This is a genomic window from Desulfatiglans parachlorophenolica (assembly GCF_055394735.1).
On the sequence record NZ_AP042460.1, the window covers coordinates 4,193,278 to 4,215,205 of the forward strand.

Sequence of the window (21,928 nt, forward strand, 5' to 3'; positions counted from 1 at the left end):
GGAATAGGAGGGATTGAACTCCTATCATCAGCATCCCGTAACCAATATCAAGAGTATGTCCAGCACTCGGCATTACGTTCAAACCCTGTTGAGATAGAGATTATCCACACCGTTTAAAATAAATCCAATAATGGGCGTACCCGATCCGTTAAGCCGCTCAATCTCCTTTTTCAGGAGTGATGCCGGACAGGTGCGACTGCGCACCACAAAAAGGATGGCATCGCACAATCCAGCAATCAGCTCGGCATCCACATAGAGATTCGCCGCAGGTGCGTCAATAATAATCGTGCTGAAGTTCTGACGGGTCTCATCAAGTAGCTCCCGCATACGGTTGGAGGCCAAAAGATCAGGTATAACAGCCTGTTCCACATGGGGAATACACTCAACACCCGGCAGCATAGTGGGCCAGATGATGTCCTGAACACTATCCGCCTGAAACGAAAGATATTCGCCGAGACCGGTCAGAGGCCTGTTCTTTTCCGATATCAGGTATCGAAGATCACGTTCGCTTTCCTGCGCACGTACCTGAGCGTCTACCACCAGCACGCGCTTGTCCTGACGGCCCAGGACAGCTGCCAGGTTGACAGCCACCATGGTCTTCCCCTCGGCTTTCTCGGCGCTTGCGATCATGATGCGGGCTCCCAACTGCGGAACATGCTGCAACAGGCGATGGGAGATAATGCGAAACGGCTCGATAAGGGCGAAGTCCCTGTCATCCGGAAAGAGCCTATCCGCATTCTTCATATGGGGAAGGACCCCCAGCACAGGGAGAGAGAATCTCTGCGATAGCTCTGCAGCGGATTTGATGGTCGTATCGAACAGCTCGAGACCCAGCAGGATGGTCAATCCAATCATGTTCGCGAGGAAGACGACGGCCATGGCGATCAATTTCCGGTTTGATTTATACCTGTAAAGGGGGACCTTGGCCGGCGAAATCACAGTGAAGTCAGAGGTATTGGATTCATAGATCCTGCGGACTTTCGCGAGTGTCTTTTCCAGGTCCATTTTCTCTGTTTCCCTTGCCGTGACCTCGCGCATGAGTTCGGAGTAATGTCGCTGCAGGTCTGTCAACACACCGAGCCTTGCCTTGACCCGTTGCCGTTCCTGCTCCAAATGGCTTACCTTTTGTGCAAGGGAAACTGCTTCAAGCTCCATGGAGAGGGCCTTGAGTTGCAGTTCCTGAAGCATGGTACCGGCCTCCGACCTGAAGCTCTCCTTTTCAGGGATTACCATTTTTTCAAGAACGCCGAGCTGGCGCTTCCACTCCGTTATTTGCTCTGTGTCGAGGGCGTTGACCTGCGCCTTTTCGTAATCAGCGTGGGTTTCGTCATAGTCGGCCCTGGATATCAGTCCCTTGTCATACAACTTTTTCGCTCGTTGGAAGGCGAGCTCGGTCTTGACCAGGTCAGCGTTATCCGCCCGCTGGACTTTGTCGTCATAGATAGCCCTTCGAAGACGTTCGATGCGTATGTTCAGGTCGGCCAGGCCGGTGGTCTGCGCAGCCGCTGCCTTTTCCTTTGCCGCCTCCGCTTGCAAGAACTGTATTTTCTCCTCGAGGTTGGCCTGCTGCAAGGCCAGCGTATCCTTATCGACCCTTGAGTTGGATAGGAGCAGTTCGAGGGACGTCAACTGTTCCAGATTCCATTTTACCTCCAGATCGAGATCAACGATCTTGTTTTTGGATATGAATTCCTGAAGCCTCTGATCGTCTCTCTTCAGCTGTTCGGTGACATTGCGAAAACGAACCTCCAGCGCCAGCAGCTCCCTGGCCGCTGCCTTCTTTAGCAGTTCAAGTTGGTGATTCAGGAAAACGTCTCTCAGGGTGTTGGCGATAGCCGCAACCTGCTGAGCATCGTCCCATTTGACTTTGATAAAGAAGAGGGCCGTTTTTCGTTGCACGTAAATATCACATGCGGCGGCCAAAGCCTTGAGAGAGGTGGCGAGCTGCAGTCTTTCCCTTACAACTTCAAGATTGGATAGGATCTTTACCATATGGATCTGGGTTTCAAGGGGCGGATTTCTAAGAACGCTGTCATCTCCCAGATCCCTGGGGTTGTATAGCATGACAGTTTCGGCTTCCCAGATGCGGGTGCCGAAAGTGATGGCTGCCAATACGCCAAGAGGGATTGATAAGATAAAAAAAAGGACGAAAATTTTCCAATGACGCAGCACCCCAATGAGGATGGTCAGCGGTTCGAAAGCAAAGCCGCTTGTAGTCCCTAGTGTTTCAGGCGTTGGAGTATCCGCCATCCCCTTTTCCTCTTACGCTAAATGGATTAGTAAATGATGATATTTATATGATAACTTGGTATCATACATTTAATAGTAAGTAATCTGCAAATGAACGTAGGAAGATAAAAAATGTAAAGATTGAAAAATATTTAAACTAAAATATGATTTTTGTGTCGAACAAAACTAAACGATTTTTTATTTTGTGACAGTATGACACTTTAACTTCAAGATCTGGGGCGAAATATGCGATAAAATATCCTTTTCTTAAAGTAGTTTCGTTCTATCGAATTGAAACCGATCATCCAGAATAGTCCGGCGAAGACCAGTATGCCAAGGCATTCCACTATGGCTACTTTCAACAAACTAGTCAAGAGCCAATATTGCTTGATCCCGATGAGGAAACCGGCCATGGCGAGTCCGGGAACGACGCTGGGAAAAAAGGTGCTGCGGTAAAAGTCCCACGGGGATTTTCCATGAATTTTGCAGGCACGGATCTGAATCAATCCTACATAAACAGGTACATACGCTATAAATGTCGCCATGGCCACCCCAGTGATGCCGTTGATATGGATGAAGACAAGAGACAACGCCAAGTTGAGAAATTGGCATCCGAGTATGGAAAAGGCCAAAAACCTCTGGTGCCCGCTCATGCTCAGCAGGTTTTCCGTATTCCCGTGAACGACTGCCACCATGCCAGCGGCTGCCAGCCACTGGCAGACAGGGGCGGAGGCACTGAATTCCGGGCTGGTCCACGAAACGATCAGGGGTTCGGCCAGAAGCGCAAGGCCCAACAGGAGCGGCGTGGCAAATGCGATCGTCAGCTTGCTGCCTCGATACCAGAGCGCGCGGATGTTCTGATGGTCCTGTCCACCGTGAAGTTCGGCCACTACCGGCGTCAGGGCCTTGACCAGGTGAGAGCAGAATTGTTCCGCCTTTCCGGAAAGACGAATGCCAACCGAATAGATGGCCACCATCTCAAGGGGCATAAACAGCTTGATCACGATAGCATCCACGCGCGTCGCGATAAGCCCGGCGATTTGTATCAGCGAAAAATAGATGGAAAATGAGGAAAGCTCCCGGACCAGTGACGTGTCAAAGTATTTGGGGTGCAGCCTCATGTCCGGTACGGTGATCCTCACATGGACCAGCATGGCAAACATTGGGAGCACACCCATGACGGCATTGATGACTGCCAGGACCCATAGATCGGGAATTCGGCTCAGGAACAGGATGACACCGAAAAAGTAGGCGAGTCCGCCCAACACCTTGTAGCCGTTGGCTACTTTCATTTTTTGATGTCCTACAAGGACCCCTCGGAACATGCCCAAAGGCATGTAAAGGGCTGAACGGGCGCCGATGATCAGGAGGACCGATTTAGCCGATTCAGCCTGATTCACGGGAATGTTAAAGACCTCGTTGAAAAAGAGAAGACTCGCGGCTACTCCGGCCATCACGAGGCCCCCAAGGGCCACGTAGATCCAGAAGAGGGTGCAGACAACAGCCTGTTGCCGGCCCGAGTCCTCCCGACCCCTCGCATCGGCGACATACTTGACAACGGAGGCCCCAAACCCCAAGTCGGCCAGTTCAAAAAAAGCCAGAAAAGACCAGATCAGGGACCACAGCCCAAACGCCTCGCTTCCCAGGGCCTTGATAATAAAGGGGATCAGGGCCAAAAAGGTGATGGTGTCAACGAGGTCCCTGCCATAGCTGGAAAGGGTATTGGTAAGGATGTAGCGGGAACGGTTTCGGGTCCGTGTACTTGGTGAGGTATGGTTGGATGCGGATTTGGATTCTTGTTGGTCGTTCATTTGATTTTCTTTGGTCAGATCAGGCGGACATCTGGGCCGAATCCCACTTTGGCATATTGCCAATGGCCACCATGAGCCCGGATAAAAGGAAAAAAAGATACAGGACCTGAGTTTGACGAAAGATCCATTCCAGAAGTCCTTGGAGATGGAGCGTCGTAAACCCAAGCAGCAGACCTAACAGGATCGTCTGGTAATATTCGTTATGGGTCTTGAAAAGCAACATGATGTTACAGAGATAGAAGCGACCAATGAATAAGACGAAGATGCACATCCCTGCCCAGCCGGTCTCGGCGGCGAAGAGCAAATAGATGTGATGGGCCGTTCCCAGGCGGCTTTGCCCCTGCTTGCTTTCCTTGAACTCATCCGGGTCGTCAACGGTGTTCAGGGCGTCTGGATAGACATACCAATAGTAATCCGTATTCTCCAGCATCCACGAATAGGAATTGATACCGGTGCCGAAGAGGTTGTCCCGGGCCATGGCCTGAGCCGCGTAATTGAAATACTTCCGGGTCTGTTCAGACGCTTCCGGAGCGCTCTGAAAGCGCTTGATGACACGCGGGGCCACGGCGACCCCGACCATATCCACCAGGAGAAATCCGATAAATATGATCTTCATCTTGCGGGCTGTTGGCTTGATCAGAATGGAGATAATCGCCACCCCGCACAACGCGCCTATCATGATCACTAGAGCGGCCCTTGATTTGGAAAACACCACACAGAGCATCCCTGCAAACAACGCCGCCGCTGCCCAGCGGTTTTTCATTTTCGTGAGGAAGCCTGAAAGGATCAGCGACAGGATGGTGGGAATGATGAGATCAATGTACATGGCCAGGGTGTTGGGATGCGGAAAGCTTCCAACGGAACGGTTCACAACCGCCCGAGTGAGGTATTTGTCGAAAAACACATTAAGGCCCTGGAAGAGGACCGCCGCTATGAGTGCCGTGAGTACAATATCCACGTCCTTTCTGTCCCGGACGATATTGACTATTACCCAGTATAAGATAAGCGCGCGGATGAATTTATGGATGGTGAAGAGGCCGTAATAGGGCATCTTGGCGCCCATGAGAGACAAGAACGAGATGGCAATCAAGAGCAGCCACAGGGTTGAATTGTACGGCCAGAGGATCAGTTTCTGATGGCTGCCCCCCATGAGCAACCAGAAAAAGAAACCGAAAAAGAGGAGATCTGGAATGGTGACGGCAAACCCCCTGTCCACCCCCCGATAGGCCTCAAAAAAGACTTCCATGTAGAAGGGTTTTTTTACATGGCAGGTGGTGAATACCATGATGCCCAGCATGAGTCGGCGCAGCTGCGGCAGGGCGTACAGGGCCCCGGTTACAAAGGGGACCCCCAGAAGGAAGGTGGCGATGCCCAATAAAGAAGCGACTGTCAAGGGCCTTCGGCCTCCGTATTCGCCCGCCTGGCATAGCGGAAAGGAAAGTGGGTGATATTTCAGAGCACCGGGCTATGCATGGTCTGCACAGATTCGACTAACGTGCTCCGCAAAGGGCCGGGCAAAAGTGAAATGGCCCCGGATGCCCTGAACACGGTCACGGATCCCTTTGGAAAGGAGCTTGAGCATCAGCCACCGCCTGCGATGGTATTCATAGTAGAAACGATGGGCTGTTTCCGGGAAGAAAACCCTGCCGAAGCCCTCGTATAGACCCGTCATTAGCCTTTTTTTGAAACGAATGGGAAGCACCATATTGCTGAGAGCTATGCGCAGGTTGTAGATGTCGTTCAACGGGTGACTGCGGGGGTTGGTGTTGGCAAAATCGATCAGCCCCACTCGGTCCCCCTGAATGTGGATGTTTTTGAAAACAAAGTCACCGTGTACAAAAGATGGGTCGATGTCGGCGCCCGCCAGTTCCCATCCGAGGGCTTTGGCCTCTTTCTGGAGTCCCCTGAAGAACATTGAAAAAAAAACAGCCTGTTCCAGCCTTCCGGAGCAATAGTCCATGTATTCGAAAATAAAAGGGGATGTTTCCGCCCCCGGTGCCCTGGTCTGGTCGTACATCTTGCGAAGGACCCGGCCCAGGATCCCCATAACCCTCACCATCTGAGCCTGCAACACCGGGTCGCGTCTGGCCCGGCACAGAACATCGCTCATGGGATCCCCTTCCACAAAGCCAATGCACAGCAGGTTCCTGCCTTCCCGGAGGAGGCTTTTCCCGGACCTCAGAAGGTCTGGATCCTGGAGGGTCAGATCATGGTAGAAATCGAGGGCCTTGGCTTCCTCCCGGGCCAGGGTAGGGTCTCCACCATGGTATTTCTTGATGATCCTGAGGCCATTCGGCGTATTTGCCCGATAAATGGCGCAGTATTTGTTTTCCTGAATGAACTGAAGTGAGAGCACGGGAAATCCAAGGACTTCTCCGAAATTCCGCATTAAGTCGACTGTCATGGCCATCCTCAGTTGAAACGGTCCCAAACCTGTAAAAAACGGCTGGTTTCCCCGGGCCAGTCAAAAACAGATCCATGGGTCAGTTCCAGGAGAGCGGGAAGCCGACGGTAGAGCGATTCACGCGGATAACGCCATGACCAGATCCCCATCTGACGATTTCGAAGGATGTTCCGGAGGATTCCCATCAATGTATGTTCTTCAGGTTCTCGAAGTCCCTTCCAGTGAACATATTGGTCCAGCCCTTTCCACAGCCTCCCGGTTCGGCGTTGTTCAACGTGCAGAAATACGGCGCCCCATCGATGGGCTAAGTCTTGGAGGTCCTTTTCCTCAAGGTTTTCAGAGGCAAAGGCATCGGGTCGGAATTTGAATCTCAAGGCCTTTTCATAAAGTCCCTGAAGTTCCAAGGCGGCCACATCCGGATGATCGCCGGAGAGCCCAAAAAAAATACGATCCCTTTTGAAATAGGCCGTTTGAAAGCGTCCATAGGCGATAAGGAGGGCATCCCCCAGTGCGAGAGCGCATTTGTAGAAATTGCGGCGTATAAAATCCTCTTCTGAGGTATGTTTGGTTCCCCGAACCACGGCTCTGGCCCACAGGACCCCGCTTCCGCGGTTCAGAAGGAGGTGTGTGGCCTCGATGAGGGGAAGTGGCTCTTGCAGTACAGCCGGCGCGTGTTTTTCGAGGATATCCTGAGGGCCTTTCAATACCACGTGACCGTTGACCAAGTCATGCCACACGAGGCGGTGGGGCCATCGCTCCACATTCCGCAGGGTCAAGGGTCGGCTGAAGTCCACGTGAATGCCGAGTTTTTGGGCATACCTGCGACGGATGGCATCGAGTGGCTGCATGGGAAGACCGGCTTTATCCTTTACGATGAGGACGAAGTCTAAATCATTGTAAGGCCGCTCACGGCCCTCGAGGAGCAAGAGCCCGCCTTCACCCCGACCATAGCCCCCGCCAAGGATCAAGGCTACCAGATTGTCTCGCAGGACCCCTGCCACCTCATCGGCAAAATCCCTTAGTGTCTGGTCCAACCATTGGTTGAATTGGGGGGACCCATCCCTGGTATAAGGTATCGTCAAGGTACATGCTCCTGTAGCCCAGCGCGGAAGCCCTTTCTTCGGCCCAGCAACTGGGCCATGCGAAGGACGGGTGAATAGACCGCAGCCCCCAAGATTCCTTTGACGACGCTGTATCGGATGTCGCTCATAACCTGGCTGACATACGGTGCCAAAGAATATCTCAGCAAAGATCTCTCCCAAGGCGACCAATTGAATATAATGGCCTCTGCTTTACCCTCTCCGTAGTGCCTTCGGTAAAACTGCTTGAGAGTGTAATTGTGGGAATGCATCACCACAGCATCCGGTACATAGCGGATGTGCCACCCATTTAACCTTGCGCGCCAAGTCCAGTCAATGTCCTCCGAATATTGGATCTCTTCCCGAAAAGGCATTTTTTCCCAGACGGATCTGTCAATGGCCGATGCGGCCATGGAAAAGCAATGCCGCCAGTAGGCCTGCCGAGAGCCATCCCCATAGGTGTTTTCTGTATCTTTGGCAAGGAGCGGGTGGCAGCCCGGACGGGGGATTTGCCTTCCGAAGACCGCAGCAACCCGGTCTGCATCAAAGCTCCGGAGCAGGTTCCGAAGCCATTCCGGATGCTGTGGCGTACAATCGGAGTTGAGAAAAACCACCCTTTCTTCTGTGGACATGGCCATGCCACGGTTTAGAATCCGGCCGGGCACATAGGTCCCCCGAGGAACGGTCTCGATGTCGGCGGTGTATCGTTTAAGTTCTTCGAGGGTGCCGTCCGTGGAATCGTTGTCGAAGGCCATGAGCCGAAAAGGATGGTCCTGCCGGTGAAGCGCCTCGAGAGTTTCTTGAATGAGGGGCATGTCATTGTGAGATCGCATGACAATGCACGGCGTCACGATATGTCACTCCTCTTAGGGTTTAGTCGCCAGTGATCTCGTAGCCGCTTCCCTTGTGGGGTAGATCTCTAGAAGCCGATTCAGGTGAACGAGTTTGACCAGATTTTGTACCGGTTCGGTCAAAGAACAGAGACTCAGAGAACCTTCAGCAGCGGCCATGGCTTTGCTAAAGGAAAGGATTGCCCCAATTCCGGAACTGTCCACAAACATCACTTCCTGCATATCAAGGACTATTCTGCTGTGGGGTTTCATGTGTCCCTTGATTCTGGATTTGAATTCCCCAACATTGCCGAAGTTGATGGATTCAAATAATGGCTGAATGAGCGTTATACCATCGACGCTCTCAACAATGATGTCCATTCGATCCAGCTCATCTTATCAATGGGTGTTTCGTTGTAATATGCAAGATTTTAGCTGATTTTCAATCTATTCTTTGTCTATGATCAAATCAAGCGAGTATCAAGATAGACCGAATCAAAACTGCTGTACCACAAGTTTTAAAATGGACTTTTGCTTGGAACTCCAATTGTTTATTCGAAACTCGCAATTCTCATACTCATCCTTCCTTACAGTGTTCCCCGGTTCCTCTCATCACGCATGCACGGGCACACCTTCTGGGATACGTATGATCATTCGAGTCCCTTTCCCAGGCATACTGTCCACATTCAGATCGCCCTTATGTGCTCGATCGCTGTTTTTCCTCCAGGGCAGCCTTTTCCTTCTCATGGGCCAGATGCAATTCGGTCTCATCGTTTATCAGCACGACCATGCCGGCCATCCTATTGAGTTTTCTCAGGAATGAACCGGTCACAGAGAGTTCGAGGATTTTGCCGCCGAATCTCTTATAACATACCTCCCGTCTTAAATTGACTTTTTTCTCCCATATGATATCGATGATGATCTGATTGAAGTCCCTGTTTTTATGCTCTTCAAAGAAGAGTTCTCCCCATCCTTTTCCCTTAAATGTGTCAATAGGCTGATTTGGCTTAGAAACTTGAAAAGCAGGTTAGAATTTTAGTCTCCCTCATAAAATGGTCGACTTCATGGTTCTTTACATGGCATATCTTTTGTGAAAAATTTTCGCTAGTGGTGGTTACTGTTACCTTGATGGGAGGTTCTAAAGTAGAGTTTTCCCACTTCGCGCGCAGCCTTCAGTCCCTATTTGCCCTTAACCGCGATGTTGCATAGCCCGCAACTCTTCAGGAGGCCCTGCAGCAGTCAGACGGTGAAGCTGTCCCCGACAAGCAGTGTTTTCATGATGTTTCTCCTTCCATGGCTTGCTTCAACTCTTCAAAGGTCGCGACCAGCTCATCCAGACGCGTTTTCATACTCTCAAGGTTACCAGCCTTGGCTGCTTCCTCCAGTTCGAAGGCCAAGGCCCGCAGGGCCTCGCCGCCCATATTGGCCGATGTGCCCTTGATGGTGTGGGCTTGGCGCTCAGCCCCTGCGGCATCTCCGGCCTCCAGATATTCCCGCAGGCCCTTGATCTGCCGGGGCATGTCCGTCAGGAATGCTTCAATAATCTCAGCGGCCAGTTCCTCATCTCCCATCACTCGCTCCAGCATGCCGACTCGGTCGAAAATCACTCCTTCGTGCTGAGTACTTGGTGATAAATCTTCATGGATTCTGAATCCTGAATACTGACTCCTAAAGCCTGATGCCTCTCTCGGCAGCCATTTCTCCAGCGCTTGTGCCAAGGCTCGAGGCGAAACGGGTTTGGTCACATGGTCGTTCATGCCGGCTTCAAGGCACTTGTCGCGGTCGCCCTGCATGGCGTGGGCGGTCATGGCGATGATGGGAATGTTCCGATTCGGGATTCGAGATGATTGGAGATTGCGAATTTGCCGGGTGGCTTCCAAACCGTCCATTTCGGGCATCTGGACGTCCATGAGCACCAGGTCGTAAGGCAGGGTCTTGAGCGCCTCGATGGCCTCGCGCCCGTTGGCTACGGCGTCGGCTTTAAGGCCCAGCTTCTTTAGAATGCCCAGGGCTACCTGTTGGTTGGTGATGTTATCCTCGGCCAGCAGGATGCGGGTCTTGCCGTCCGCAAACCGGGGCATTGCCTCTCGGGCCGTGTGGGGCGTCCCGATGGGCTGAATCGTATGCTCTGCGCCGCTGACGAGAACCTGCGATAGGACCTCCTTAAGCTCCTCATGACGGATCGGCTTGACCGCGTATGCGGAAAAGCCGATCTCCTGGAAACGTTTCGCGTCATCCCGGGTCCCCAGCGAAGTGAGCATCACCAGGCGCGTATCGGCCAGTTTGGTGTCCCCCTTGACGGCTCGGCCCACGGCTTCGCCATCCATCCCGGGCATCTGCATGTCGACCACAGCCAACTGGAAGGGGTCGCCCTCGCTCAGGGCGCGCTGGAGTGCCTGCAGTCCCGATGGCCCGTCGGGGGCCTCTTCCGGGCGCATGCCCCAGGAAGTGAGGCGGATGGTGAGGATTTCACGGCTGGTGGCGTTGTCGTCCAGGATCAGCACGCGCACTCCTCGCAGTTCGGTGAGGTGCGTCTCCGCCTGCGCCGTTTCCGCCCGCAGGCCAAAGCGCGCTGTGAACCAGAATTCCGAGCCTTTTCCTTCGACGCTGTTAACGCCGATAGATCCACCCATCATCTCGGCCAACTGTTTCGAAATGGTCAAGCCCAGACCCGTGCCCCCAAACTGACGCGTCGTCGAGGCGTCGACCTGGGTGAACTGCTGAAACAGCATTCCGATTTTGTCCTTCGGGATGCCAATGCCTGTGTCCCGTATGGAAAAACGCAACAGGACCCCCTTGTCGTCTTGTGGTTGTTCGTGTGCGAGGGCAACCCTCACCGCGACTTCCCCTTGCTGCGTGAACTTGACAGCGTTGCCTGTCAGGTTGGTGAGGATCTGGCGCAGACGGCCCGGGTCGCCCGAAAGCAGCGTCGGCACGTCCGGATCGGCGGCGCAGATCAGCTCCAAGCCCTTGTTGTGCGTCTTGAGTGCCATGGTTGCGGCAAAGTCGTCCAGCAGACTTTGCAGATCGAAGTCCAGGGTTTCCAGATCGAGTTTCTTGGCCTCGATCTTCGAGAAGTCCAGGATGTCATTGATGAGCGACAACAGCGACTCGCCGCAGAACCGGACGATCTCCGCGTAACGCTGTTGCTCCTCGGAGAGTTCGGTGTCGAGGAGCAGTTCGGTCATGCCGATCACGCCGTTCATGGGCGTTCGGATCTCGTGGCTCATGTTGGCTAGAAATTCGCTCTTGGTGATGCTCGCCATCTCGGCCTGCCTGGCCATTTCGTTGGCACGGGCAATGGACGCCTTCAATGCGGTGTTGGTTTTCTCAAGCTCATTGCGCGCCGACTGCAGATCCGTGATATCGACGAAGCTCTCCAGCAGGTGTTCCTCGCCTTCGAGACGAACACGTGTGACCGTTTTCAAGACTGGAACAAGCGTGCCGTCCGCCCGGCGGATGGTTCGCTCTGCGTTGTCCATTTCTTGGCCAAGATCAAAAACGGGGCAATTGCCCGGCTGGGCGGGACCAATGTACTGGTTGCAGATTTTCCCGACCAGGTCATCGACTTCGACTCCCGCCATACGCGCCGCGGCCGGATTGGCCTCGACAATAATCCTGTCCGAAGCGCGAATCATTACAATCCCAGCCTGAACGGACTCCATCAGGGCGCGCGTGCGAGCGTGGGCGTTGTGGAGAGCCGTCTGGGACTTCTTCTCCTGGGTAATGTTGCGCCAGATGCAATAGAGGAGAGTCCGTCCCTCATGAACAATCGGAGTTAAAGACACCTCGACGGGAAAATCTTCACCATTGGCCCGTCGGTGTATCCATTCGAACCGGTGAAACCCCTTCTCTAAGGCCAACTGCATCATCTCCTCGGCCTTTTCGAAGGAGCTTCGCCCGTCAGGCTGTTCCGGGGGTGACAATTCCGATGGATGGGTCTGGAGGAACTCTTCCCTTGTGTTGTAACCCAGCATCCTGGCGGTGGCCTCGTTGCAGTCGACGAACGTATTCTTGCTGATGAGCAGGATCGCATCGTCGGAGGCGTACAACACGTCCATGAAACGCCGTTCGCTCTCGGCCAGGGCGATAGCGGCTTCCATGCGGACGATGGTGATGCCGATGATATCCGCGAGCACCTTGAGCATGTCGATCTGCTCCTCCGGCCAGATATGAGGTGCGTATACGGCATCGAACCCCAAAAATGCGATCAGCTTCTTATGGTTGTCACAGATCGGCAGACAGAGCAGGGACTGAATACCTTGGAATTGGAACTCCTTTTTTTCTGCTGCCGCCTCAGCGGGGAGCGTACCTACCTGGGTAATTTGTACGGGACGCAATTCGAGCATTCGGGCTTTCCACCAGGGCAGCCCGTCCAAGGAAAACCGCTGGATACGGTCCTCTTGCGCTGTAATTCCTGAGGCGCACCACTCATGGGTATTGTCCATGGTGGACAGATCTTCGGAGAGGCGGAAAAGGTAGCTGCGGTCCACCTGGAACAGATCGCCGAGTCCGGCCAACATCGCGTCAACCGCCTCGTCGAAGGAATCGCTGTCGGTCACGTTTACAAAATGTGCCGACGTCTCGGCGACAAGGCTGCGAAACTTCAAGTCGAAGCGAGCCTTCTCCCTCCGCCGGTATTCTTTGGTTACGTCGCGGAACACGAGCACTGCGCCGATGACGGCCCCGGAGGCGTCGCGAATGGGCGCACAAGAATCGGCGATCTGGTATTCCGCACCATCCCGGGCGAGAAGCGCGGTGTGGTTGGCCAGGTCCACATTCACCCCCTCTTTGAGGGCGTGCGCCACCGGGTTGTCGACTGTCTCGCGGGTCTGGGCATTGATGATATGGAAAACCTCTTCCAAGGGCCGTCCCGCCGCCTCGGTGGTACTCCAGCCGGTGAGGGCCTCGGCAGCAAGGTTGAGGCTCGTAACCCGCCCCTCATCGTCGCAGGCGATCACTCCATCGCCTATGGAGCGCAGCGTGGCCGTGAGGTGCTCCCCGCTCCTACGTAATTCCGCTTGTTGAGCGCGGATGCCTGCATCGGTGCGGCGCAGCATCACGAAAACCAGTGCCAGGAGCGCCGCCAGTAGGACCGCGCTGGCCGCGCCCGTCAGGGCCATATCGCGGTTGAAGGCGGCCTTCATGGCGGTGATGTCGTTTATGACTAGAAGGCAGCCGACTTCTTTGCCAGAGGCGTCTTTGAGGAGTGACGCCATGACGCGCCAGACTTTGCCTTCGTCGGCGATCTCCCAATCCGTCGCGCCTTGGCCGGGACCGCCCGCCGGGTCGTGGTCGGCCAGCGGCGCGAAGGCGTCGGGCAGGCGGCCTTGCGAGGTGTAGATGATCACCGAGTGGGTCAGGCGATTCCAATCGGCCTCGCGTGAAAGCATGCGCATGCCCGCTTCCCAGGTCTCGCGCTCGAGCGCTTCCTTTCTGATGGTTACAGCGACCTCGGTGCCGGGCCGGTGCAGGAGAATCGTCTCCAGGATATCATCGATCTCCTTGCCCAATTCCACGTAGCCGAGTAATGTCCGGCCGTCGAGGACGGGCTGCACTACCCGCAAGGTGAAGGTACCCGGTAGCCCCAACTCGATGCCCGAGGCGGTCCGGCCGGTGCGCTCGGCCTCGATGGCCGTAAAACGGTCGATGGTGTCTCCACGTTTGTCAGGGTTATGGACCCGCAGCAGGCAGATGCGGTTTTGATCGAAGAAAGAGAGGTGGGTGAGGTTGTTTTCCCTGTGCAGCGTTTCGTACAAGTCGCGCCAGTCGGAAAGCAGTGGCTCCGCGTCACAGCTCAGGATCGCCTGGCGCACACGGGCATCCATGGCAATGGGTTGCGCTGCCGCGGCCAGCTCCCGGGCCTGCTGCTCCAAGGTTCGTTGCAGCTCGTGCTCGACTTCGGCCCACACCACCGCCGCTCTCCCGCTCAGTCGTTCGCGATGCTGGTACCACAAAAGCGCCCCCCCGGCGGCGAACAGCAGCGACAGCAGGACCGCCAGGGCCGGCAGCAAACGCCGCAGGACCGGCTTGGGCGACGCGGAAGCGCGCCCGGAGGCAAACAATGCTGCGGTAAGGCCAATCAGTAGTATCAGGACGAGCCCCCCGGGCAGCGCAACCCCGGCGGCCACGTTCCATTTCCAGTCCCGGGCGTCGATGTCGATGCCCAGCACGGCGATGGCCTCACCGGTATTCGGGTCGGTCAGTGGGACGATGGCAGAGACCCAAAAGCCCCACTTATCCGGCATAGGTCCTTCAACGAACGATCTCCCGGAAACAAAACAATCCTGAAGCTCAGCGCTTGCGTCTTCATAGGGTTCGCCCGGCTGACACGGGGGAGTATCCTCTTTGGCATCATCCTGCAAATCCACAAAGAAGAATACCGTCCCATCTGTTCTGCGCCCCATGAGATAGAGGAAGCGGCATTGCGGGTTGGCCGAACGGACCGCGCCGAGCTGTGCTTTGAGCCGCAGGTATTCGGGCGAGTCGAGGTCGGCTTTGGTGCCGGTGAGGGCCTGGATATGTGAGACATCCACCGCCTTGGCTACGAGTCGCGCTTGGCGGAGCAGGTTCTCGCGCATGTCACGGTCGGCCCGGCCGGTCAACCACCAGGCGCAGAGCGCGCCGCCTATGAGGATTGCCGCAAGGAGAGCCGGCCGCCACAGGCGGCCTCCCCAGATGCCTTTACGGGATATGTGCTTTGTCATAAAGGCGTTGCCTCCATAGAATTTATCGGGACCTCCGAGGCCTTCCCGATTCTTGCGTCGGAAGAAAGGACCAAGGGCATCGGATCTGTCTTGTCGCATCCCACCGGGATCTGGAGGACGACACGTTCGGAACGGTCCCGAAAGTGATGGAACTTACGGAATCATCTCTCGAATTGGGGATCGCCCAGGCAAGAACGGTGCTATTTGTTCGTGAAACACGGTGTGCCTGCATCTGCTTTTCAGATATCCACTTGTAGACAGTATCCCGCATTATGCCGAGATAAGCTGTAATCTCATTTACAGAGAGCCATCGGTTTTCCATCATTGACTCCGGTCGTACAGGGTCTCGTCTCATCCGGAACGGCCTCAGTCCTTCGGTTAAGCGAAAATTCCGGTGCAGGATTGCCCCATCGGTCCCCATCCGGTCCGATCATAAGAAATTAGCGAATATTATACAAAAGTCGGCGTGAGTGTCGAAGCCCTTTTTTGGGTTTCTTATGATTCAAGCGAAAAGGGATTCCACCCGCCGGTACTCCTTTCCACCATCGAAACGCTGTCAAGAATCTGTCAGGGCGCATGTTTGCCCTGAGCGCTGTCACGTGCATCGATCTTTACCGGTCTCCCTACGACATGCGCCGCTCTTTCGATGGACTATGCGGCTTGATCCGCTCCGAGGTGCACGTGGGTCCGCTTTCCGGTTTTTTTCTTGTCCTCATGCAGTCGGCGACGCAGCATGATCAAGATCCTTATATTTTGCAGTCAAGGTGCTCGAGGACGTGCTCAAAGCGGTCGTGTTCGAAACAGATGCCCTCATTACTGACCATTCCATTCTTCCGCTATGGACCCTGCACTCTGTGATGGATTGTAGTTGTCATAAGTCCCCATCTGTGCTACATTTTCCATCCATTGGCCCTCTCAACCGAAGGGCAGGTTTTTTGCCGAGGCGATTCAGAAAGGGCCTTCTCTGAGAACCAGGTTAGAAAAACGATTCAGGATCTTCTGTGTTCCGAGGATCGGTTTCGCCCGTAAGATCCGTGGTCAGGATTGACGTAAAAGAAGAGGACTTCGGTGAGTGGAAAGAATCTCGAAGACTCGGTTGAGCGGTCAGCGCCCGGCAAGCGCCTGGGGTTTGAAAAGCTGCTGGCTGACTTCTCCGCGAGATTCATCGCCCTTCCTCCCGAGCGAGTCGATGATGAAATCCAGAGCGCCTTACAGGCGGCCTTGGAGTTTTTTCGGATAGATCGCTGCTCCCTGCTTCGACTTCTTCCCGGAAAGACGTCCTGGCAGATTACCCATAGCGCCGACACTGCGGGCGTTTCTGCCTTTCCCGTCAAAACGATTCTTCCTCTTTCGCTTTTCCCCTGGGCGGTCAAGAAGCTGGCGGAGGAGCGGAATTCTTTTTCTTTTGCAAGCCTCGAGGAGTTGCCGGAGGAGGCTGCGATCGACAAACAGTCATTCGAGAAGTGGGGCATTCGCTCCGGCCTGTATATTCCTATCGCGGCGTTGAGATCCTCGGAATACACCCTCGGCACCAGCTCTGCCGAAAATGGTCGAAATTGCCCGGAGAAACACATCCCCCAGCTGCGCCTGCTGGGGGATGTGTTCGTCAACGCCCTGGAACGGAGCGTAAGCGAGACGGCCCTCCGCGAAAGCGAGGAGCGCCTGAGCATCGCGGCTTCCGCGGCGGAAGCGGGTCTTTGGATGATGGAGATGGATGGATCTGTCGTCTGGGCCACTCAAAAGCTCCGGGAGTTACTCCATGTTGCACCGGACGAGGAAATGGCTTTTGATCGGTTCCTGGCTGCGGTCCACCCCGATGATCGCGGCCGCGTCAGCTTGCTGGTGCGGGAGAGTCTGGAAAGGCAAGAGGCTCTCGACATGGAATACCGGATTGTGGAGCCGGACGGGATGATCCGCTGGATTTCGTCCCGCGGCAATCCGCCTTCCCACGGATCGGGACTTTCAAAGCGCCTGACCGGGGTATCCATCGATGTGACCGAACGAAAACAGATGGAGGAAGAACTCCGGGAACGCCTGAAAGAGATCGAGCGGTTGAAGCTGCAGCTGGAGAAAGAGAACCTTTGTCTCCGCGAAGAAATCAAGGAAGGGAAGGGTTTCCAGAAGATTGTCGGAAACAGCGAGGCGCTCCAGTATGTTTTTTTCAAGGTCCGGCAGGTTTCCCCGACCGATGCCACGGTTTTGGTTCTCGGCGAAACCGGCACGGGCAAAGGGATGGTGGCCCATGCCATACATGAAATGAGCGCTCGCAAGGACAGACCGATGATCACCGTGAACTGCGCCGCCCTGCCGGTGAACCTCATCGAGAGCGAACTCTTCGGGAGAGAAAAGGGTGCCTTCACGGGGGCTCATGCAAGACAGGTCGGCCGCTTCGAGGTTGCAAACGGCGGCACGATTTTCCTGGACGAGATCGGCGAGATGCCACTGGAACTCCAGCCAAAGCTTTTGAGAGTCCTCCAGGATGGGGAGTTCGAGCGGCTGGGAAGCCCCCGGACGATAAAAGTGGACGTGAGGGTGATTGCATCGACAAGCCGGGACCTGAAAGCTGAGGTGCGCAAAAACCGGTTTCGGGAGGACCTCTTTTATCGCTTGAACGTTTTCCCCGTTTCGATGCCGCCTCTCAGGATGCGGGCCAACGACATCCCGCAGCTGGTCGGTCACTTTGTCGATAAGTATGGCCGGAAGATCGGCAGGCAGATCGAGACCGTCCCGAAGAGCATTATGAAATCCCTTCAGGCGTACTCTTGGCCCGGTAATGTGAGGGAACTGGAGCACGTGATCGAAAGAGCCGTGATCACCAGCGCAGGACCGGTGCTGAGGCTTGCGGACCGGCTTGAAGGGGAGTCTGTCGAAGCGGGGGAGGACTCAGTCAAAGAACTCGTCGCCGTAGAAAGGGAACATATCCTCAAAGTGCTCCAGAAGACCCGCTGGAAGATTGACGGGGTGGGGGGAGCCGCCTCCCTGCTCGGGCTGCACCCGAGCACCCTTCGATTCCGGATCAATAAGCTGGGTATCCAGCGCCCTGAAAAAGCCCTGTGATAGCTCTCAATATATTGAGGATCCGCAGCATGTTGAGAGTTTTCCTGAATTCCCTCCATTTCTTAGCCCACCGATAAATCAATAAAATCAACCATTCCAGGACTGTTCTTCAGGATTTTGCCTTTCGGAACGCTTCTTGGATCTCCTGTTTCAGACACGGGGCGCGGCCCCCATGAATCGCAAGGCCCCCAAGAGAGAACGGCTATCCATGGAGCTGACGATCGAGATAAGAGCCAGGCCGGGCAAGTACCGGGAACTCTATCAGACGCTGCAGGCCATCCTTCCCACGATTCGCAGGGAGAAAGGATGCAGGGACTGCAGGATTTGGCTCAATGTGGAGGATGGGGAGGTCTTCTTTGTTTCGGTTCGATGGCAGGCGCGGGAAAGACTTGAACATTATGTTCGTTCCGCCAGCGGGGCCGCGCTTCTGGGGGCGCTGGACGTGCTGAGCGAAACCGCAAAGGTCAGGTTCGGCCACGATTTACCGTGGGAGGGGATCGACAGTCTGAGGCGAATGAGGAAAACACCGTAACGCCTCATTCGCGGAACGCGGAAAGGAGAAGGAAATGAGAATCTATTGGAAAACAGCGCTGTGCTTCATAGCTGTCGCAGTCCTGTGGGTTGCAGGACCCGCGTCGGCGGAGCGACAAAAACCCAACATCCTGGTTATCTGGGGCGACGACATCGGCGTCCACAACGTCAGCGCCTACAGCCAGGGCGTCATGGGGTACCGGACGCCCAACATCGACCGCATCGCCAGGGAAGGCGCCCTCTTCACAGACGCATACGGACAGCAGAGCTGCACGGCGGGCCGGGCGTCCTTCATCCTCGGGCAGCACCCCTTCCGCACCGGGCTGCTGACCATCGGCATGCCGGGCAGCGAGCAGGGTATCCCGGACTGGAGCCCCACCATCGCCGATCTGCTCAAGGAGCAGGGCTACGCCACGGGACAGTTCGGGAAGAACCACCTGGGCGACCGGGACAAGCACCTTCCCACGGTCCACGGTTTCGACGAGTTTTTCGGCAACCTCTATCACCTCAACGCCGAGGAGGAGCCGGAGACCTATTATTACCCCAAGGACCCCGAGTTCAGGAAGAAGTTCGGCCCGCGCGGCGTGATTCGCAGCACCGCCGACGGGAAGATCGAAGACACCGGCCCGCTGACCACCAAGCGTATGGAGACCATCGACGAGGAGATCCTCGCCCGGGCGGTCGACTTCGTGGATCGCAACGCCCAGGCGAAAAAGCCCTTTTTCGTGTGGTTCAATACCACCCGGATGCACGTGTGGACCCATTTGAAGAAGGAATCCTACGGGAGGACCGGCATCGGCATCTACCCGGACGGCATGGCGGAGCACGACGACATGGTGGGCAGGCTGCTCAAGAAACTGGACGACCTCGGCCTGACCGACAACACGATCGTCATCTACAGCACGGACAACGGCGCCGAGACGGTGAGCTGGCCCGACGGTGGCACCACGCCTTTCCACGGCGAGAAGGGCACCACCTGGGAAGGCGGTTTCCGCGTGCCCATGCTCGTGCGGTGGCCCGGTGTGATCAAACCCGGCAGCGTTTACAACGACATCATTTCCCAGGAGGACTGGATGCCGACCCTGCTGGCGGCGGCGGGCGAGCCCGACGTCGTGGAGAAGCTGAAAGAGGGCTGCCAGGCCAACGGGCGCACGTTCAAGGTGCACGCGGACGGCTATAACTTCCTGCCATACTTCCAGAACCAGGTTACCAAAGGGCCGCGTGAATCCATCTTCTACTTCGATCCCGACGGCAACTTGAACGCCGTTCGCGTAAGCGATTTCAAGATCCATTTCGCAACGCTGCAGGGCAACATCGCCACCGGCACCCGGTCCGTGCCCGGGTGGCCGCTCATCGTGAATCTCCGCGCAGACCCTTACGAGAAGGCTCCGTTCGAGGCCGATGCCGGGTACAACCGCTGGGCGGCCGACAACATGTGGATCTTCGTGCCGGTACAGATGGAGGTCAAGCGGTTTCTGTCCACGATTCCTCAATACCCCTTCCAGGAGGGGAACAGCCTGAACATGGCAGGTGTCAATTACACCACCTTGAAAGCTGCAGATGCGTTCAAGCGCCTGCTGAAGATCGAAACGCTGGTCAGGCCGCGGAACTAGCCGCCGGAGCAGACGGCGCGGTGTCGCCTGCTGTCTGGATTGGACCCACGAAGGATAGAGAGAGGAGAACACGATGAGGATCCCATGGAAAGAGGTGTTGTGCTTCATGCTGGTTACGCTCTGGGCGAGTATGGGGTCTGCCCTGGCCGAGCGGCAGAAGCCGAACATCCTGGTCATCTTCGGCGACGACATCGGCTGGTTCAACATCAGTGCTTACAGCCACGGAACCATGGGGTATCGCACGCCCCACATCGACCGTATCGCGAGGGAAGGCGCGATGTTCACCGACTTCTACGGCCAGCAGAGCTGCACGGCCGGCAGGGCCGCCTTCATCACCGGCCAGACGCCCTTTCGCACCGGGCTCACCAAGGTCGGTCTGCCCGGCGCTGACCTCGGCATCCGTGCCCAGGACCCGACCATCGCCGAACTGCTCAAGCCCCTCGGCTACATGACAGGGCAGTTCGGAAAGAACCACCTGGGTGACCGGGACGAATTCCTCCCCACGAACCATGGTTTCGACGAGTTCTTCGGGAACCTCTACCACATGAACGCCGAGGAGGAGCCGGAATCCGAGGACTATCCGAAGGACCCCGCCTTCCGGCAGCGGTACGGCCCCCGGGGTGTGCTCAAGTCGACCGCCGACGGGAAGGTGGAGAACACGGGCCCCCTCACCACGAAGCGGATGGAGACCGTGGACGAGGAATTCCTGAACGCGACATTCGATTTCATCGACCGCGCCCACAAGGCGGACAAGCCCTTCTTCGTCTGGTTCAACACCACCCGGATGCATATCTGGACGCATCTCAAAGCGGCGTCGAAAGGAAAGACCGGATCGGGGGTCTACCCGGACGGCATGGTGGAAACCGACGGCCATGTGGGCCAGCTCCTCGAGAAGCTCGAGGACCTGAAGATCGCCGACAACACCATCGTGGTCTACACCACCGACAATGGCGCAGAGGTGTTTACGTGGCCTGACGGCGGCACGACCCCCTTCAAGGGTGAAAAAGGCACGAACTGGGAGGGCGGTTTCCGCGTGCCCTGCGTGGTCCGGTGGCCGGGGGTGGTCCAGCCGGGAACGGTCATCAACGAGATCTCTTCGCTCGAGGACTGGCTGCCGACGCTGCTGGCCGCAGCCGGGGTGCCGGACGTGAAGGAGAAGCTCCTGAAGGGCTACCAGGCCGGCACGAAGACCTTCAAGGTGCACCTGGACGGCTATAATCTCATGCCGGCACTCAAGGGCGATGCCAAGGAGTGGCCCCGGAAGGAGTTCTTCTATTTCAGCGATGACGGGGACCTCCTGGCACTTCGGTACAACCACTGGAAGTTCGTCTTTGCCGAGCAGCGCGCCGAAGGCGCCCGGCTGTGGCTTGAACCGTTCGTCATGCTGCGGGCACCCAAGCTGTACAACCTTCGCGCCGACCCGTTCGAGCGTGCCCCCGAGGTTTCCGCCACCTACTTTGACTGGCTTTTCCGGCATGCCTTCGTCATCGTTCCGGCCCAGCAGGGGGTCGGCAAATTCCTGGGGACCTTCAAGGAGTTTCCGCCCCGGCAAAGACCCTCCAGCTACACCATCGATCAGGTGATGGACATGATGACGAAGGGCGTGGGCGGCAACAAGTGAAACGCTGACTCCATCCGGCCGGGCGCGCCCCACTCTCGTCGGCTGC

The 21,928-nt window shown here is 56.1% G+C and carries 13 protein-coding genes; 4 read left to right on the forward strand and 9 right to left on the reverse strand.

Features of this window, described 5'->3' with window-relative positions:
* Nucleotides 1-78: 78 nt before the first annotated feature.
* The 9 genes from ACZ500_RS19510 to ACZ500_RS19550 all read right to left on the reverse strand — a co-directional run bounded on the left by ACZ500_RS19510 (nt 79) and on the right by ACZ500_RS19550 (nt 15,481).
* Entirely contained in the window at nt 79-2,250 is a 2,172-nt protein-coding gene (locus ACZ500_RS19510; RefSeq protein ID WP_464229124.1) for a GumC family protein, read from the reverse strand.
* Between the two features lie 206 nt (nt 2,251-2,456).
* On the reverse strand, nt 2,457-4,040 hold the full coding sequence (locus ACZ500_RS19515) for an oligosaccharide flippase family protein (protein ID WP_464229125.1): 1,584 nt from the start codon (nt 4,038-4,040) through the stop codon (nt 2,457-2,459).
* Nucleotides 4,041-4,059: 19 nt separating this feature from the next.
* Entirely contained in the window at nt 4,060-5,433 is a 1,374-nt protein-coding gene (locus tag ACZ500_RS19520) for an O-antigen ligase family protein (RefSeq protein ID WP_464229126.1), read from the reverse strand.
* Nucleotides 5,434-5,505: 72 nt separating this feature from the next.
* On the reverse strand, nt 5,506-6,444 hold the full coding sequence (locus ACZ500_RS19525; protein ID WP_464229127.1) for a phosphotransferase: 939 nt from the start codon (nt 6,442-6,444) through the stop codon (nt 5,506-5,508).
* 8 nt (nt 6,445-6,452) lie between these two features.
* Nucleotides 6,453-7,526, reverse strand: a complete 1,074-nt coding sequence (locus tag ACZ500_RS19530) for a hypothetical protein (protein WP_464229128.1) — start codon at nt 7,524-7,526, stop codon at nt 6,453-6,455.
* Nucleotides 7,523-8,338 (reverse strand): glycosyltransferase family 2 protein, encoded by an 816-nt coding sequence (locus ACZ500_RS19535; RefSeq protein WP_464229129.1) that lies wholly within the window; start codon nt 8,336-8,338, stop codon nt 7,523-7,525. The genes ACZ500_RS19530 and ACZ500_RS19535 overlap by 4 nt, the downstream gene beginning before the upstream one ends.
* A gap of 51 nt (nt 8,339-8,389) precedes the next feature.
* On the reverse strand, nt 8,390-8,734 hold the full coding sequence (locus ACZ500_RS19540; protein WP_464229130.1) for an STAS domain-containing protein: 345 nt from the start codon (nt 8,732-8,734) through the stop codon (nt 8,390-8,392).
* 893 nt (nt 8,735-9,627) lie between these two features.
* Nucleotides 9,628-15,060 carry a PAS domain S-box protein gene (locus ACZ500_RS19545; RefSeq protein ID WP_464229131.1) on the reverse strand — a complete coding sequence of 1,811 codons (5,433 nt, stop codon included), beginning with the start codon at nt 15,058-15,060 and terminating at the stop codon, nt 9,628-9,630.
* A gap of 22 nt (nt 15,061-15,082) precedes the next feature.
* Complete coding sequence (locus ACZ500_RS19550) at nt 15,083-15,481, reverse strand: excisionase family DNA-binding protein (RefSeq protein ID WP_464229132.1); 399 nt, start codon at nt 15,479-15,481, stop codon at nt 15,083-15,085.
* Between the two features lie 647 nt (nt 15,482-16,128).
* On the opposite strand from ACZ500_RS19550, the gene ACZ500_RS19555 reads away from it, so the two are divergent.
* The 4 genes from ACZ500_RS19555 to ACZ500_RS19570 all read left to right on the forward strand — a co-directional run bounded on the left by ACZ500_RS19555 (nt 16,129) and on the right by ACZ500_RS19570 (nt 21,882).
* On the forward strand, nt 16,129-18,117 hold the full coding sequence (locus ACZ500_RS19555) for a sigma-54 interaction domain-containing protein (protein WP_464229133.1): 1,989 nt from the start codon (nt 16,129-16,131) through the stop codon (nt 18,115-18,117).
* Nucleotides 18,118-18,289: 172 nt separating this feature from the next.
* Nucleotides 18,290-18,649: a putative quinol monooxygenase gene (locus ACZ500_RS19560; RefSeq protein ID WP_464229134.1), complete on the forward strand. Its 360-nt coding sequence runs from the start codon at nt 18,290-18,292 to the stop codon at nt 18,647-18,649.
* Nucleotides 18,650-18,683: 34 nt separating this feature from the next.
* Entirely contained in the window at nt 18,684-20,261 is a 1,578-nt protein-coding gene (locus ACZ500_RS19565; RefSeq protein ID WP_464229135.1) for an arylsulfatase, read from the forward strand.
* 106 nt (nt 20,262-20,367) lie between these two features.
* On the forward strand, nt 20,368-21,882 hold the full coding sequence (locus ACZ500_RS19570) for an arylsulfatase (protein ID WP_464233089.1): 1,515 nt from the start codon (nt 20,368-20,370) through the stop codon (nt 21,880-21,882).
* The last annotated feature ends 46 nt before the right edge of the window (nt 21,883-21,928 follow it).

Excerpts from the sequence above, each read along its gene's own strand:
- ACZ500_RS19510 (WP_464229124.1), bottom strand. The coding sequence starts at position 2,250 with ATGGCGGATACTCCAACGCCTGAAACACTAGGGACTACAAGCGGCTTT.
- ACZ500_RS19515 (WP_464229125.1), bottom strand. The coding sequence starts at position 4,040 with ATGAACGACCAACAAGAATCCAAATCCGCATCCAACCATACCTCACCA.
- ACZ500_RS19525 (WP_464229127.1), bottom strand. The coding sequence starts at position 6,444 with ATGACAGTCGACTTAATGCGGAATTTCGGAGAAGTCCTTGGATTTCCC.
- ACZ500_RS19535 (WP_464229129.1), bottom strand. The coding sequence starts at position 8,338 with ATGCCCCTCATTCAAGAAACTCTCGAGGCGCTTCACCGGCAGGACCAT.
- ACZ500_RS19540 (WP_464229130.1), bottom strand. The coding sequence starts at position 8,734 with ATGGACATCATTGTTGAGAGCGTCGATGGTATAACGCTCATTCAGCCA.
- ACZ500_RS19545 (WP_464229131.1), bottom strand. The coding sequence starts at position 15,060 with ATGACAAAGCACATATCCCGTAAAGGCATCTGGGGAGGCCGCCTGTGG.
- ACZ500_RS19550 (WP_464229132.1), bottom strand. The coding sequence starts at position 15,481 with ATGGGGACCGATGGGGCAATCCTGCACCGGAATTTTCGCTTAACCGAA.
- ACZ500_RS19560 (WP_464229134.1), top strand. The coding sequence starts at position 18,290 with ATGAATCGCAAGGCCCCCAAGAGAGAACGGCTATCCATGGAGCTGACG.
- ACZ500_RS19565 (WP_464229135.1), top strand. The coding sequence starts at position 18,684 with ATGAGAATCTATTGGAAAACAGCGCTGTGCTTCATAGCTGTCGCAGTC.
- ACZ500_RS19570 (WP_464233089.1), top strand. The coding sequence starts at position 20,368 with ATGCTGGTTACGCTCTGGGCGAGTATGGGGTCTGCCCTGGCCGAGCGG.